Source organism: Chryseolinea serpens, from assembly GCF_900129725.1.
Lineage (GTDB): Bacteria > Bacteroidota > Bacteroidia > Cytophagales > Cyclobacteriaceae > Chryseolinea > Chryseolinea serpens.
In genome coordinates this window covers 1,327,272-1,342,684 of record NZ_FQWQ01000002.1, presented here as the reverse complement: position 1 = coordinate 1,342,684, position 15,413 = coordinate 1,327,272, and the positions used below count along the sequence as shown (strand labels likewise).

Below are 15,413 nucleotides of genomic sequence, written 5' to 3'. Positions count from 1 at the left end.
AAAAGAGAAACGACTCATGAGAATACGTTTTGCTACGGCCGTTGCCGTTTTATGCGCTGTCCTTCTCGCGCCGGTCATGGCACAGTCACCGCCAAAGACCAAGGGTAAAGGACCAGCCAAGCCCAACTTTGTTTTGATCCTCGTGGATGACATGGGCTTCTCCGACATTGGTGCGTACGGTTCGGAAATTCCTACGCCCAACCTGGACCGACTCGCCGCCGGAGGATTGCGGTTCACCCAATTCTATAACACCTCTCGTTGCTGCCCGACACGTGCGGCGTTGCAGACAGGTGTGTACCCGCATCAGGCGGGGGTGGGTTTCATGAACGGCAACCTGGGCAAGCCTACCTACCAGGGCTACCTGAATAGAAATGTGATCACCATTGCGGAAGGATTGAAGACGGCCGGTTACACCACGCTCATGTCGGGTAAGTGGCACGTAGGCAACACGCCGGAGCAATGGCCCGGCGCACGTGGCTATGATAAATACTTTGCATTGATCGGCGGCACGAGTCATCAATTTTATCCCCATCCCTTTCAATTGGGGGATATGGACTTCTTTGTGAAGAACGTACAGAAGTTGGAAAACTTTACGACTGAAAAAAAGCCGGAAGGATTTTATCTGACCGACGAATTTACCGATCATGCACTTGGCTTCCTGGAAGAAACGCGCACGGAAGGCAAACCTTTCTTTTTGTTCACGGCCTACAACGCGCCCCATTTTCCGGTTCAGGCCCGAAAGGAAGATATCGCCAAGTACCGGGGCAAATACCTGCAGGGTTGGGATGTCGTGCGCAGTGCTCGCTATCAAAAATTATTGGCCTCCGGCATGCTGCGGCCGGAATGGAAATTGTCGCCACGCGACTCGCTCATTCCCGGATGGGATCAACTCCGTCAATCCGAAAAGGAGGCTTGGGATCTGAAGATGGCGGTGTATGCCGCCATGGTTGACCGGATCGACTACAACGTGGGACGCATTCTGCAAAAACTAAAAGACCTGGGCGTGGAAGACAACACCTATGTGATCTTCCTCTCCGACAATGGCGCCAGTCATGAGTATGCGTTTCCCGGAAAAAAACAGACAAAAGAGGTGGCTGACTATGTGAAGCCGCTAACGGCCGACAATCCGGAGTCGTATGTTTCGTATGAATACAATTGGGCGAACGTGAGCAATACGCCCTTCCGCGCCTTCAAACATTGGGAGCATGAAGGTGGGATCAGCACGCCGTTCATTGTTTATGCGCCGGGCAAGATCCAACCGAATACCCTGCAACATACGCCAGCCCATGTCATCGATATTCAACCGACACTGCTTGCCTTGGCGGGCGTGAAGTACCCGGTAGAATACAAAGGCGCCAGGCTGATACCGCAAGAGGGCCTGTCATTAAAGGATGCCTTCGAAGGAAAACCGTACGCCGGCCACGACGCCATTTACTGGGAACACCAGGGCAACCGCGCCGTGCGCAAAGGCGACTGGAAGATCGTGTCGTTCTATCCTGAAAATAAATGGGAGCTCTACAACCTGAAAGACGACCGCACCGAGCTGAAAAACCTGGCGGCATCGAATCCTGATAAGCTTCGCGAACTGGTTGCCTTGTACCAAGCCTGGGCAACCCGGGCGGGCGTGGTGGAGTGGGCATCCTTGCAAACACCATGAACCCCGATTACGTTTAAGAAGAAACAGCGGAGCGCCGCGGGCGATCCGTAACCCAAAACCTATTTGCATACTTTCTTATGACCGCTACCCAATCGCCACCGCGCTGGAAAAAAATACTCCGCATTTTTCTTGCCATCGCCGTTCCCTTGGCGGTCGTGTTTTCCATCGTGCTCAGACCGTATGCGTCGCATGACTGGGATATTGTTTTTGACGAAAAAGGCATCGAACAAAAAAAACAATTTTTATCCGCACCGGTAGTTCGCGATACGGCCGAACGTCCACCCAACATCATCATTTTGGTGGCCGACGACCTGGGGAAAACGGACATACCGCTCTACGGACCTACTCCCGTGAAGACACCTTACCTCGACAGCCTGGCGGCAACGGGAGTGAAGTTCACCGAGGGTTATGTGACCGCTTCCATTTGCAGTCCGTCGCGCGCTGGACTCTTAACGGGGCGCTACCAGCAGCGCTTTGGTCATGAGACGCAGCCTGTGAACCGGTACATACACAACTACCTGGAGCGCTCACTGGCCAACACATTCATTGACCGGCAGCAACTCGAGTTTGCGGATCTGACAAAGACACCGACAGCCGAAAGCATCGCGAAACAAGGGTTGCCATTGCAAGAGATCACGCTGGCCGATTTGTTGAAACACAATGGCTATGCCACGGGCATCATTGGAAAGTGGCACCTGGGCGCGGCCGAAAGTTTCCAGCCGCTGAACCGGGGCTTCGATTATCATTATGGATTTTATGAAGCATTTTCCTGGTATGCCGATACGACGGATCACGATTTTGTGAACGTGCGCAACCGCGGCATTATGGACTCGCATGTGTGGGAATTCGGACGGGAGGGAGATGCATTGATCCGGCGCAACAATGAGATCCTGGACGAGAAGGAATACCTGACCTACAAGATCGCTGGTGAAGCCATAAACTTCATCGATCAAAAAAAAGACAAACCGTTTTTCCTCTACGTTCCCTTCAACGCCCCGCACACACCGTTTCAGGCACCAAAAAATGATGTAGCCAAACTGGAAGCGCAAGGGATCGATCGTCGGAAAGCCGTGTATTATGCCATGATCGAAGACCTGGACAATGCGATCGGTGCGATCCTGAAGAAAGTGAAAGCCTCGGGGCTGGAAGAAAATACATTGATATATTTCATCAGTGATAATGGTGGAGCAACCTATACCGGCGCCACGGACAATGCACCCTTGAAAGGCGGAAAGATGTCGCTCTACGAAGGCGGCATCAACGTTCCTTTCATCGTGCGGTGGAAGGGTCACTTGCCCGCGGGCAAGGTGTACGACAAGCCGGTTTCGTCGCTGGATATATTCACTACGTCCGCCGCCGCAGCACATGCTGAACTTCCGCCCGGCCGCGAGTACGACGGCGTGAATCTTGTTCCTTACCTCACGCAAACCGATTCAGTCGTTCCGCACGAAACGTTGTTCTGGCGGGCCGGAGCTAACAAGGCCGTGCGCAAAGGCGATTGGAAACTCGTGATCAACCGTTACGACAACATCACGGCGCTATATAACCTGGCCACCGACAAATCCGAACGTAACAATGTGGCCGGGGCGAATCCCGCAAAGGTAAAGGAACTCGAGAGCGCCCTGGCCGATTGGGAAAAGAAACTCGTGCATCCCCTTTGGCCCAGCAATGGATTTTTTGTGAATGAATTTGATGGCCAGGAAGACCGTTTTACTTTGTAGCTTTGATAAACCACCGAAAGAAATGAAAACCCGCTCCCAAAAAATAATCATGGTTGCTTTGCTGCTGGCGTCATTGGTCCATGCCATCGGCACGAGCGCTCAATCAAAATCAAAAAAAACAAACTTCGTCTTCATCCTCTGCGACGACATGGGCTACAACGACGTCGGACCATATGGTGCCACCGACATTCGCACACCCAACATCGACAAGCTGGCTTCGGGTGGGCTCAAGTTCACTTCGTTCTACACGCCGTCGCCGGTATGCAGTCCTACGCGTGCCGGTTTGCTGACCGGCCGGTATCCAAAGCGATTGGGCATCGATCATGTTTTCTTCCCCGAGAGTTTTACAGGCCTTTCGCCGGATGAGGTCACCCTTGCGGAAGCGTTGAAGACACAGGGTTATGCCACCGGCGCCATCGGCAAGTGGCACCTGGGGCATCACCGCGAATACCTGCCGCTGCAACAAGGCTTCGATGAATACTTCGGTATCCCCTACAGCAACGACATGCAGGGTGTGGTGTATCTGCGCGGCAATACAGTGGAGAATTTTTCGGTCGACCAGCACTATACCACCAAAACCTATACGGAGGAGTCGGTCAAGTTTATCAACAAACATAAGAACGGCCCTTTCTTTCTCTACCTGGCCCACTCGATGCCACACGTGCCCCTCTATGCTTCGCCCGCATTTGAAGGCAAGTCGAAGCGCGGGTTGTATGGCGACGTGATCGAAGAGATCGACTGGAGCGTAGGAGAGGTCGTGAAAGCTTTGAACGCGGCCGGCGTGGCGGACAACACGCTCGTGGTTTTCACCAGCGACAACGGGCCTTGGTTGATCTTCGATGTGGAGGGCGGCTCGGCCAAACCTTTGCGCAATGGAAAGGGCACCACCTTTGAAGGCGGTCAGCGTGTGCCGGCTATTTTCTATTGGCCGGGAACGATCCAGCCCGGAACGGAGAACAACGACCTGGCCCTCATGTTCGATATCTTCCCCACGTTCGTGAGACTTTCGGGAGCTACGGATTACAAATTTAAAAATCCAATCGATGGTGAAGATATCTCCACCGTGCTCACGGGCAAGACCAAACGCAAGGGCGACGAGTTCATCTACTATTACAACGGCAAGATCGAAGCATTCCGCAAAGGCGACTGGAAAATCATTTTCCCCGCAACGGCCCCCCCAAACCAACCCGTCACCGCCGACAATGCGCACGATACGCTGCTCTTCAATCTGCGGACCGACGTGGGTGAGCAACAAAACGTTTTAAAGGAAAAACACGACGTCGTGCCCGGTTTGCTGAAGGCGCTGGACGCTGCCACAAACAAGCTTGGCAAAACACCGCCGCCACTGGTGCAGCGTATGCCGTCTGATGACAGTCACATTGCAAAACGAAAGCAACGCCAGGGAAGTAAGTGAGGGAATAAAATGATATAGTGATAAAACCGCCTTTCTTTTCTTCTTGCGATGAATAGAAAGGCGGTTCTGTTTGCAGGTTGCACGGCTTATTAATTGCTGGCCGCAAAGGCGCCCGCGAATTCCTTGGCGAATTGCTCCAATTTGGTCGGCGCAAAAGCAGGGAGATGTTTCAATAGATCCTCCTGCATCTTTCCCGTCCGGAGCGCGTTGCCCATCTCTACAAATGGAACCGCGTGGCTGGAAGGAACACCGGCTTGCAAAAGACCCTTCAATTGATCTTCGTCAGAAAAGACAACCCATGGAAACTTCTTGCCCACGGCTTCACCCAACACTTGAGCGATCTCGTTGCCCGTCCGTAGATCGCTCACGATATAACGCACGGAGTGGCCGGTGAAGTTGAGTTGGATCAATTCTTCCAACGCGATGCCGGCAATATCATTCGTATGGACCAGGGGGATCTTTTGCTCGCCGTAGTTATTTCCCATGATGCCCGCTGCTTTGATCATGCCGATCTGGTTTAGCAGGTTATAGTAGAACGATGCAGGCCGTAAATGTTTTACATGCAAGCCGTCGATGCGGTTCAGCGATTCTTCGAACGCGTGCAAGGCATTGACCGGGCCGCATCCTTCGCTGAGATGTGCACCGATGCTGCTAAGCGTCACCACGAAGGGAACCCGGTTCGCTTTGATGGCTTCGACATACGCGTCGCCCACTTCGTCTTGCGCGCGCCGCCAGTTGTCGGCTTGCCAGATGGGAGGGATCATGGCGTAGACGACTTCGGCGCCGCGAAAGGCGGCGGTGACAAACGCCGGGTCGGCCACAGAGCCCACCAGCGCTTTCGCCCCTAATGCTTCGATTTCTTTGACCTTACCCGCATCGCGGGTGATGACGGTTACGTCTTTCTTTGCCTGGATCAATCCCGCTACAAGCGGTTTGTTGATGTGGCCCAGGGATCCGGTGATGACATATTTTTTCATGACAGAATTTTTTTTGGGTTAAAATTGTAAGGCAAGAGTACCGCTTCGGTCTTGAAAATGTAAGTAGGCATCAAAAACGGATGTAGTCAGTTTTTTCTTACCCACACTGAAAATGAAGGCATTATGAAAATGAGTTTAGACAATGTTGAACACTGCCCGGTCGTATCGACCATGGCGGTGATTGGGGGAAAATGGAAAATCTTCATCATCCACCTCATCAACAACGACATCAACCGCTTCGGTAAGCTGGGCATGCTCCTGAAACACATCAGCCGCCAAATGCTGACGACCCAGCTTCGCGAGCTGGAGCGGGATGGTATTCTCGAGCGCGTGGTCTATGCCGAAATTCCGCCACACGTAGAATACTTCCTCACCCCCAAAGGCAAGGCCCTGATCCCGGTGCTGACCGCGTTGAAAGACTGGGGCTTCGAATATGCCTCGACAGAAACGATTGCAGTACCCCAAAAGACGAAGCCCGCCATCCCAGCCTAGTGCCAAAAAAATAAATCCTTTTCCGGGCTATTGCTTATGGGCAATTCATTGCTATTTTTGTCTATAGGATTAGTAGAGATCAATGCCACCAGATTGACCTCCGCCTGTCCCGGAAGCGATTTCCGGGCAGATTGCCTGTAACCCAATATTCCTTCACATGGTGGAAATCATCACGCGTATAGCTTATATCGCCGCGGCAAATCTTTCCGCAGCACCACGACCTGCTCCTGCTATGGGATGTTGTTGTTGACGCTTTCCCCTGCGCCAAACGCTCATCCTTATTTATCTCCACCACATTTGAAATCGCCTCGATGAAATTGTATCTGTATTTTCTGTTGATCGTTGCCCTGGCAACAACCGGCATCACCAGCCAAGCCCAACCCGGTGGGGCTACACGCCGACCGAACGTTGTGCTTATCCTGGCCGATGACCTGGGATACGGTGATTTGTCATCCTTTGGCTCCCCGGGATGGCAAACACCCAACATCGACAAACTGGCTGCCGAGGGCGCCAAGCTCACACATTTCTACACGCCCACACCCTATTGTGCCCCCACGCGGGCGTCGCTGCTCACGGGCCGGTATCCCTTGCGCCATGGCCTCATTCTCAACCCCAATCCGGAGAAAGTAAACAGCAGCTTTCAAACCTTCCGTGGCGGCGACGACATCGGGATCGGGGATGATCAATTGTTGTTGAGCGAAGTGTTCAAGACGTCTGGCTATGCCACGAAGATCATCGGCAAGTGGCACCTCGGTCACAAGCCCCAGTTCTTTCCTACGCGTCACGGCTTCGATGAATATTTTGGTATTCCCTACTCCAATGATATGAGGCCGGTATTGCTGATGGAAAACGAAAAGGTTGTGGAGTACCCCGTTGTTCAGACTACGCTCACCAAACGCTACACGCAAGCCGCCGTGTCGTTCATCGATCAACACAAAGACAAACCCTTCGTCCTGTATCTCCCCCAGGCGATGCCACACAAACCGCTGAGTCCTTCGGAAGAATTTTATACCCCGCAAACGAAAGACGACCTGTATGCCGACGCGATGCGTGAGTTGGATTGGTCGGTAGGAGAGGTCCTGAAAAAGCTCGCGGAAGCGCACCTGGAAGAAAACACGATCGTCATTTTCCTCTCCGACAACGGTCCCTGGTTTGGTGGCTCCACAGGGGGACTGCGGGGCATGAAATCGCAGAACTGGGAGGGAGGCATACGCGTGCCGCTGTTGGTGAAATGGAAAGGACACATCGCGCCCGGGCACGTGAGCGCTGAGGCCGCGGGGGTGATCGACTTGTTTCCTACCCTCGTCAAAGCAGCGGGACTCGCGCTTCCGAAAGATCACCTGTTGGATGGCCGCGACATTTTCAGCCTGTTCACCTCACCTGCGAAATCGCCACACGAAGCGCTGTTCTCATTTTACAACGACAAACTGCAAACCGTGCGCAGCGGCAAATGGAAACTCCACCTGTTGTCGCCGGAGTCGGCGCAGTTGCCCTCCGACGAAAGTTGGATCGACCCGCGGCTTCCCGATGGCGTGACCCTGCTCGCGCCCTTTGAGCAACCTAAAGCAACCCGCTTCCCGGGCGTGAAGACGGGCACACCCGCTTTAGCGGGACTGCTGTTCGACCTGGAGACCGACCCCGCAGAACAACGCGACGTAGCCGCCGAGCATCCCGACATCGTGCAGCAACTGAAAGCAAAGGCCGCGGCCTATCGCTTCAAATAACAGGAGTGAACCACGGAGGATAGAAATGAAATGTTAAAAAATATAACCCTAATCAAACAAATATGAAAAAGTACGGAATCCTGCTCTTGCTCCTCGTGAGCGTTTCGTTTGCCTTCGGGCAGCAAAAAGAAAGCGGTGTCGTGAAAATTCGCGGTACGCGCCTGGCCTATCCGTTGATCAATAAATGGATAGAAGAATTTAAAAAGGTATATCCCAACATCCAGGTCTCCATAGCTCCGTCTGCCCCGGCCGATAGCATCGACTTTTCGATTGCTGCCTATGCATTGACCGATAAAGAATTGACCGAGACCCGCGGTGGCGTGGCCTTTACGCGCTACGTACAACTGCCGGTGGCCAACAGCAAACGTCCCGATCTCGCACAGTTGCAGGCACGCGGTTTCAGTGAAGCCGATTTTAGAAAATTGTACTTCACCCCGGAAACGCCAACGTTCTTTGCGTCGTCACAAAATCCTTCGCCCATCACGTTGTACACCCGCGAAAAACCCGCATGTGCTGCAAAGACCTTTGCTGCTCATTTCGATCACGACCCCAAAGCCATTCAAGGCGTGGGTGTGAAAGGCGACGACCAGGATCTGGCGAAGGCGGTGAAGTCGGATGTGAATGGGATCTCGTTCAACAACCTTGGCTTCATCTATGATGTCAACACCCGCAAGGTGGTGGAAGGCCTGGCGGTCATTCCCCTGGATTTGAATGAGAACGGCAAAGTGGATAAAGAGGAGCAACTGTATGGTTCACTGGACGAGGTGATCACCTACGTCGAGAAAACGAACATCAGCAAGTTCGTGACCGAAAATGTAAACTTCCTGTTCAACAAAAATTCATCGAATGTAGCCGCCGGCATTTTCCTGCATTGGGCACTCACCCAAGGTCAGCAATTCAGCCACGCGCTGGGCTTCCTGGCATTCGATGACCAAACGCTGCAAGCCCAACGCACGCTTGCCTCCGCTACCTTCAAGACCCTTTCGGTCTCCTCGTGCGAAGGTGCCGACGACCTGATGAAAACGCGTCGCTCGACCAAGACGGCCCGCAATAATCCTTAAGAAATTGATTACCTTAGTCAGACACCCATGAAACTTTCATTCAAAAAGAATACGCTGGCGGTGACCCTTCTGCCGTTGGCGATCCTGGCAGGCTCGGTTCTTTTCTTCGCCTTTACACGGCTTGAAACAAGAGACATGGCGCTGGTAAAAGGGGGAGTGCTTTACACGACCGACCCGGTAACCAAAGCCAACAAGGAAGTGAAGATCAAATCGTTCTTGCTGGATAAAAACCTGGTGACCGTAGCGCAGTTCGACGAATTTGTGAACGCCACCCACTACGTCACCGAAGCGCAGCGATTTGGCAACGGCGGTGTGTTCGACAACGATACCCACGGCTGGACGTTGATTGACGGTGCCGACTATCACTACCCGTTTGGAAGAGACAAACCCAAAGCACAACCCACACACCCCGTGACACAGGTCTCCTGGAACGACGCCGTAGCCTATGCGAAGTGGAAAGGCAAAAGGCTACCCACGCAATGGGAGTGGGAACACGCCGCGAAGAACGGCGAGAACTCGCGACAACAATACACCTGGGGACAAGACCTGGTCGTAGCCGGCAAATACAAAGCCAACACCTGGCAAGGCAGCTTCCCTTCCTACAACACGGTGGAAGACGGCTATGCCGCAACGTCACCGGTAGGCGCCTTTGGTGCAAACAAACTCGGCCTCACCGACATGGGCGGCAACGTATGGCAATGGTGCTCCGACGACATCCAACCCCAGGGTCGCGACGCCGAAATGGATCCTGCGATGCGCAAGGTCACACGGGGAGGTTCTTTTCTGTGCGATCCCATGGTTTGTCATGGCTTCCAGGTAACGGGCCGGTCATCGTCAACGCCCGAATCGTCTATGGTGCACATCGGCTTTCGATGCGCGAAGGATATCTGATCATTTAATTTTTCTTTCTGCAACCCTGCTATGAACAAACGCTTTGCCACCGCCCTTCTCATCTTGTTGTCCTGCGCTTTTGCACACGCACAGAAAACCCCACCGCCCAACCTGATCCTGATCATGGTGGACGACATGGGCTATTCCGATCTCGGCGCCTACGGATCGGAGATCCAAACACCCACGCTGGACAAGCTGGCCGCGGAAGGCATTCGCTTTCGTGAATTTTATAACAATTCCATTTGCGCACCCACGCGGGCTTCTCTGCTGACGGGCCAATATCCACACCGTGCCGGTATGGGCTTCTTCGATGTGAACCTCGGCTTGCCGGCCTATCAGGGTTTCCTCAACAAAGAATCGCTCACGCTTGCCGAAGTACTAAAAGCCAACGGCTACAGCACCTTGATGTCGGGCAAATCGCACCTGGGCAAGGACAGCCTGGCGTGGCCGAACCAGCGCGGCTTCGATCAGTTCTACGGATTCATCCCCGGCGCCAGCGACTATTTTGATATTGGCAATTATGGAAAGGCCGACCCGGTGATCCTGGTTAAGAACAACAAGAAAGAAAAGTTGAAGCCCGGCGAATACCTCACCAACACGATCACGGACAACGCGCTGGAATTTTTGACCGAACAAAACAAACAGAACAAACCATTCTTTTTATACCTCGCTTTCAACGCGCCACACTGGCCGTTGCAGGCGTTGCCCGAGGACATCGCGAAGTACAAGGGGCGTTATGACATCGGATGGGATTCCTTGCGACAGCAACGCATCGCCCGCCAAAAAGAGCTGGGCATTTTGCAGGCGGGCCAACGCGTGGCCGACCGCGATCCCGACGTGCCGGTGTGGGACAATCTTACCTACGATCAGAAACAACTTTGGGAAGCCAAAATGGAAGTGTACGCTGCCATGCTCGACCGCGTAGACCAAAACATAGCACGGGTGTTGAACAAATTGAAGGAGCTGAAAAAAGACGACAATACCCTCATCGTTTTTATTTCCGACAACGGTGCGCAAGGCGGTTATTCCGGCAATGCCCGCAAGCCAACGCGCAACTCAGGCCCGATCGGCACGGCCGGTTCATACGATTACCAGGAACAACCCTGGGCCAACGTGAGCAACACACCGTTTCGTCAGTATAAGAACAACATGCACGAAGGTGGCATCAGTTCGCCGTTCATCGCCTGGTATCCCAAAAAGATCAAAGCCGGCACACTCGTGAAAGGCACAGGGCACCTCATCGACATCGCGCCGACATTTTATGAATTGGCAAAAGCAACCTATCCGGCTAATTATCACAATGTAAAATCCAATCCACTGGTTGGCAAAAGCCTTGCGCCGGTGCTATTTGGACAAGCCACGGAAGTGAATCGTGGTGAGCCACTCTTCTGGGAGCGCGCCGGTAATCGTGCCGTTCATAAAGGAAAATGGAAACTGGTATCTACCTTTCCAAGCTACACCTGGGAACTCTACGACCTGGAAACAGACCGCGGCGAGACCACCGATGTGGCCGCGAAATTTCCCGCGGTGGTCAACGAACTATCGGTGGAATATTTTCAATGGGCGGAACGGACCGGTGTGGTGGACTATGATAAGATCAAGCCCGCACAGCCAATGAACATCCCAGGCCAAAGCGCACCGGCGAGGACACGAGGAAATTAGAGAAACAGCCTTCAGGGTGACATCCCATCGCGGCGTTTTCTGGGCGCCGCCGAATCGGTATTTTCATTATATTTCCATACCGATAACCCTCAACGTATGCGCCAGGTTTTCTTTGGAACATTCTGCTGTATCTTCCTGGCAGGCTTGGCCCAGGCCCAGACGAGTGGCATCCGGGGGGAGGTGATCGACGAGGAGACGAAGGAACCCCTTCCATTTTCCAGTGTATACATCAACCAGACCACCATGGGCACCTACACGGATGCCAGCGGAGACTTCGTGCTGCCGTTGGCGCCTGGCGACCATGAGGTGGTCGTGTCGTTTGTAGGCTACAAGCCCCATCAAACTTTCGTGCATGTAACAGAAGGTCCGCTTCAATACATGCGGTTCTCGCTAACCGCCACGACGTTGAAAGAGGTTGAGGTGAACACAACAAAAGACACGGAATGGCCAAAGCAATTGGCCAAGTTCACAAAACTATTTCTCGGCACCGGACGACAGGTATCCCAAACCAAAATATTGAATCCTTGGCGCCTGGAGTTTTCCGAAGGGAAGAACGGTATGCTCAACGCCTCTTGCCCGGTACCCCTTCAGATCGAGAATCTGAACCTCGGCTATATGCTCACCTACGATCTCCGGAATTTTGCCGTGAGTCCCAAACAGTATGTCATCGCCGGCTATGTGCGTTACACCGAGATTGAAACGACGGACTCGGTATTGATAAAGCGCTGGCAGAAAAATCGCGACGCGGTCTACAAAGGATCGGTCCGTCATCTCCTGGCGTCGCTGGTGGCCGGAACTGCAAAGGACGAAGACTTCAACCTGTTCCGGGATAACGCCAAGGCAACCGATGCACGCAATGCAACCTTCATGGGCAACGTGGATTGGCTGGTCAACATCTTTAAGACCGACAGCATTGTCAAGCCCGCCAAGACACCCGGATGGTATACCGTAAAGCTGCCGCCACGCCTCGAGATCCACTACGCTCACAAAGCCACCGTCGCCAAAGTGTACAAAGACATTCCCTATCCCGTGAGTTGGATTGAGGTGAAGGGTGGATCGCTGGAAGTCAATGCCGACGGCATTGTATCGAATCCGGCAAGACTGACGGTGTTGGGCGAGATGGCCGATGCCCGGGTGGCCCAAACACTGCCCGCCGACTACAGGCCCCAGAAGACCACACCGCATCATAAAAAGATCTTGCCCAACATCGCAGGCCGCCTCGCCGTGCTCGCCGAGATGCCCTACTTGCATACCGACCGCTCTTATTATTATCCGGGCGAAACGATGTGGTTCAGTGCGCACATGCATTATTATTCGCCGCCCATGCGCGATTCGCTGAGCCGCGTTTTGTACACCGACATCGTCGAACCTTCCGGCAAGACCGTCATGACCCGGATATTTCCACTTTCGCGTGATGGAGGTGTCGGGCAAATCGAACTTCCCCGCACATTGAAGAAAGGAAACTATCAGCTTCGAGCCTACACGCGGTGGATGTTGAACTTCGATAAGCAATTTGTTTTTGTAAAACCGATCCGCATCCTCGACGAGCAGGAATGGGTGCACTATCCGAAAACGGAATGGGAGGCAGATACCACCAATGTGATCGTACAAACCGACCAGGACGAATATCGTGCGCGCGATAAAATCACCGTCACGCTAAGGGTCACGCCTTCCGAATTACACTTAGCAACGGGGTTGTCAGTGTCCGTTACCGACCTGGACCAGGCAGTGCCCGCCACCAATGAGACCACCATTCTTTCGGCCCAAATGCCGGAGGTGGTCATGCCCGATACCCTCGAACGGAAGACCATGTATCCCATTCAATATGGCATCGATATCAAAGGACGCTTCACGACCAATCGTGGCAAAGCGGAAGCGGGTTTGCTCATCTTCACTCAAAAAGCATCCAAAGACGTGTTCACGGTCGACACCGACGAAGTTGGAAATTTTTATGTGCCGGATTTGTTGCTCTACGACACGGCGAAAATTTCCGTCCATCCTAAAACAGCCGGCGGAGGCCGTGGTGGAAAAGTGATCGTAGACACTTTGGTGGTGTCGGCGCCGCCAACGCCGTCCGATACACTCGGCATCGATGTGTATCGCGAGACGACCACGCGCTTGCGCGACCACGCCATGAACAAGCAAACCCGGGTGTTGAAAGAAGTGGTGGTGACCAGCACGCGCATCGCCGACACTGCGCCGACGCGGTTGGGGTTTGCCGATGTTTCGGTGGACGGAGAATTTTTCAGATCATCCGGGTTTATTGATATGCTCTCGGCCTTGCAGAGCAGGGTACCCGGGTTGCACATCATCGCTTTTCTTGGGGCCGACTCCTATCCCAAGAAGTATATTGTCTTTAGTGGGTCTTCGACTTTGCAGGGATCGCCCGAAGCGAAAGAACCCGTGGTGCTCATCGACGGTCTGGTCGTCAACGCCGGCGATGGGGGTACGGCCGATCGCATATCCCAACTCAACCCCAACGAGATCGACCGCATCGAAGTCACCAAGTTTGGCAACGGCGCAGCCTACGGCGCCCGCGGTGGCAATGGGGTGATTGCCATCTACACGCGCAACACGTATAAGGTAAAAGGCAAAACGCGCGCGCCGCTTTACAAAGAGGAGAAATTGGTAACGCTGAACATACACGGCTATGCCGCGCCGCGAAATTTTACAGCCCCCGATCATTCCGTTGGCGGCGATGTTCAGGGCGTGCCGGACTATAGGGCCACACTCTACTGGAAACCGCTGGTGGTGATGGATGAACATAACCAGGCCACCCTAACCTTCTTTGCCGCCGACCTGCCCACCCGCTATCGCATCGTGGCGGAAGGATTTACAGCCGAGGGTTTGCCGGTGCGCGGGGAAAAGATCATCACCGTCAGGGACCGGTAGCAGGGCAACGCCTCCCCCGGTCTCAGCCTAAACCAACGCCAAAAGCATGATTTTGGCATAGCCGCCTCCCGAGGATGGGGGGTATGACGAGGGGGGTCTGCCGCACACGCCGAAAACACGCTCAACGCGCCTGGTAGACGCTTTGAATCTTTCCCGTTTTCCAGTACTTTTATTAACTATTGGCCGGACCCGCGTGAAAAGACTCTTCTCGATATTGTTCTCCATCCTCATCCTCATTCATGTGATCGGGTACTATGGCCTGTTTTGGGGGCTTACCTACCAGAACGAGCAGGCGATGATCGAAAAGCTGGATGCCGGCGAATACACGCCATCCGAAACCATCCTCATTAAAATTCCCATTGCCATTCCCTACATGGCCGACGCCAGCCGCTTCGAACGCGTGGACGGGACGTTTGAACGCGAAGGTGAATTTTACCGCCTGGTGAAACAGCGCTATTCGCGCGATACGCTGTTCATGGTGTGCGTGAAAGATCAACAGCGCAAATCCATAGAGGAAACCCTGGCCAGCTTTGTAAAAACCTTCACAGGAAAACCAGCGAATGCGCACGGCGGGGCCAAAGTACTGCCCACACTCATCAAAGATTATGTAGCACAAACGTTCGCCATTCATTCCGTATCCCCGGGCTGGGCGCACAATGTTGTAAAAGCGACGCCGGTTATTTTGCCGACGTCCGATCATTATCCCTCCATCATCCATCCGCCTGAGCGCGGCTGATCCTCTCAAATTCTCTTTGTAGAATTTACGAACTGTCCGTTCTAAAAAAAGGAAGGGCATGCCCGTGTGTTGCGTTTTGTTCAAAACAACATGGCACGTTAGCATGCAGGCTTCTGTTGATCGGATAAAAACCATCCGTCTTTTTTAGTTTCTCGTCACGCTTGGCTTCACCACGCAAGGCCTACC

The 15,413-nt window shown here is 53.6% G+C and carries 11 protein-coding genes; 10 read left to right on the top strand and 1 reads right to left on the bottom strand.

Features of this window, described 5'->3' with window-relative positions; genetic code table 11:
* Positions 1–16: 16 nt before the first annotated feature.
* From BUB30_RS19590 to BUB30_RS19580, 3 genes are all read left to right on the top strand, one after another.
* Positions 17–1,657, top strand: coding sequence for an arylsulfatase (locus tag BUB30_RS19590; protein ID WP_073137144.1), 1,641 nt, complete (start codon positions 17–19; stop codon positions 1,655–1,657).
* Between the two features lie 77 nt (positions 1,658–1,734).
* Entirely contained in the window at positions 1,735–3,378 is a 1,644-nt protein-coding gene (locus BUB30_RS19585) for a sulfatase (RefSeq protein ID WP_073137142.1), read from the top strand.
* A 22-nt stretch (positions 3,379–3,400) separates the two neighbouring features.
* On the top strand, positions 3,401–4,792 hold the full coding sequence (locus BUB30_RS19580; protein WP_073137140.1) for a sulfatase family protein: 1,392 nt from the start codon (positions 3,401–3,403) through the stop codon (positions 4,790–4,792).
* 89 nt (positions 4,793–4,881) lie between these two features.
* On the opposite strand, the gene BUB30_RS19575 is transcribed toward BUB30_RS19580, so the two are convergent.
* The gene (locus BUB30_RS19575) at positions 4,882–5,769 is read right to left on the bottom strand and encodes an NmrA family NAD(P)-binding protein (protein ID WP_073137138.1); all 888 of its coding nucleotides are present in this window, start codon (positions 5,767–5,769) and stop codon (positions 4,882–4,884) included.
* A 123-nt stretch (positions 5,770–5,892) separates the two neighbouring features.
* Between BUB30_RS19575 and BUB30_RS19570 the strand changes: the two genes are divergently transcribed.
* The 7 genes from BUB30_RS19570 (at position 5,893) to BUB30_RS19540 (ending at position 15,227) form a co-directional block, all read left to right on the top strand.
* Positions 5,893–6,261 (top strand): winged helix-turn-helix transcriptional regulator, encoded by a 369-nt coding sequence (locus BUB30_RS19570; RefSeq protein ID WP_084138241.1) that lies wholly within the window; start codon positions 5,893–5,895, stop codon positions 6,259–6,261.
* Between the two features lie 311 nt (positions 6,262–6,572).
* Positions 6,573–7,985, top strand: a complete 1,413-nt coding sequence (locus BUB30_RS19565; RefSeq protein ID WP_073137136.1) for a sulfatase family protein — start codon at positions 6,573–6,575, stop codon at positions 7,983–7,985.
* A 62-nt stretch (positions 7,986–8,047) separates the two neighbouring features.
* Entirely contained in the window at positions 8,048–9,046 is a 999-nt protein-coding gene (locus BUB30_RS19560; protein ID WP_073137134.1) for a type 2 periplasmic-binding domain-containing protein, read from the top strand.
* A 27-nt stretch (positions 9,047–9,073) separates the two neighbouring features.
* On the top strand, positions 9,074–9,937 hold the full coding sequence (locus tag BUB30_RS19555) for a formylglycine-generating enzyme family protein (RefSeq protein WP_073137132.1): 864 nt from the start codon (positions 9,074–9,076) through the stop codon (positions 9,935–9,937).
* Between the two features lie 30 nt (positions 9,938–9,967).
* Positions 9,968–11,599: an arylsulfatase gene (locus BUB30_RS19550; RefSeq protein ID WP_073137130.1), complete on the top strand. Its 1,632-nt coding sequence runs from the start codon at positions 9,968–9,970 to the stop codon at positions 11,597–11,599.
* 96 nt (positions 11,600–11,695) lie between these two features.
* Positions 11,696–14,491, top strand: coding sequence for a carboxypeptidase-like regulatory domain-containing protein (locus BUB30_RS19545; protein WP_073137128.1), 2,796 nt, complete (start codon positions 11,696–11,698; stop codon positions 14,489–14,491).
* A 193-nt stretch (positions 14,492–14,684) separates the two neighbouring features.
* Entirely contained in the window at positions 14,685–15,227 is a 543-nt protein-coding gene (locus BUB30_RS19540; protein ID WP_073137126.1) for a hypothetical protein, read from the top strand.
* The last annotated feature ends 186 nt before the right edge of the window (positions 15,228–15,413 follow it).

What these genes read in the sequence shown, in the direction of transcription:
- BUB30_RS19545 (WP_073137128.1), top strand. Translation starts at nt 11,696, where the DNA reads ATGCGCCAGGTTTTCTTTGGAACATTCTGCTGTATCTTCCTGGCAGGC.
- BUB30_RS19590 (WP_073137144.1), top strand. Translation starts at nt 17, where the DNA reads ATGAGAATACGTTTTGCTACGGCCGTTGCCGTTTTATGCGCTGTCCTT.
- BUB30_RS19580 (WP_073137140.1), top strand. Translation starts at nt 3,401, where the DNA reads ATGAAAACCCGCTCCCAAAAAATAATCATGGTTGCTTTGCTGCTGGCG.
- BUB30_RS19570 (WP_084138241.1), top strand. Translation starts at nt 5,893, where the DNA reads ATGAAAATGAGTTTAGACAATGTTGAACACTGCCCGGTCGTATCGACC.
- BUB30_RS19585 (WP_073137142.1), top strand. Translation starts at nt 1,735, where the DNA reads ATGACCGCTACCCAATCGCCACCGCGCTGGAAAAAAATACTCCGCATT.
- BUB30_RS19575 (WP_073137138.1), bottom strand. Translation starts at nt 5,769, where the DNA reads ATGAAAAAATATGTCATCACCGGATCCCTGGGCCACATCAACAAACCG.
- BUB30_RS19550 (WP_073137130.1), top strand. Translation starts at nt 9,968, where the DNA reads ATGAACAAACGCTTTGCCACCGCCCTTCTCATCTTGTTGTCCTGCGCT.
- BUB30_RS19565 (WP_073137136.1), top strand. Translation starts at nt 6,573, where the DNA reads ATGAAATTGTATCTGTATTTTCTGTTGATCGTTGCCCTGGCAACAACC.
- BUB30_RS19560 (WP_073137134.1), top strand. Translation starts at nt 8,048, where the DNA reads ATGAAAAAGTACGGAATCCTGCTCTTGCTCCTCGTGAGCGTTTCGTTT.
- BUB30_RS19555 (WP_073137132.1), top strand. Translation starts at nt 9,074, where the DNA reads ATGAAACTTTCATTCAAAAAGAATACGCTGGCGGTGACCCTTCTGCCG.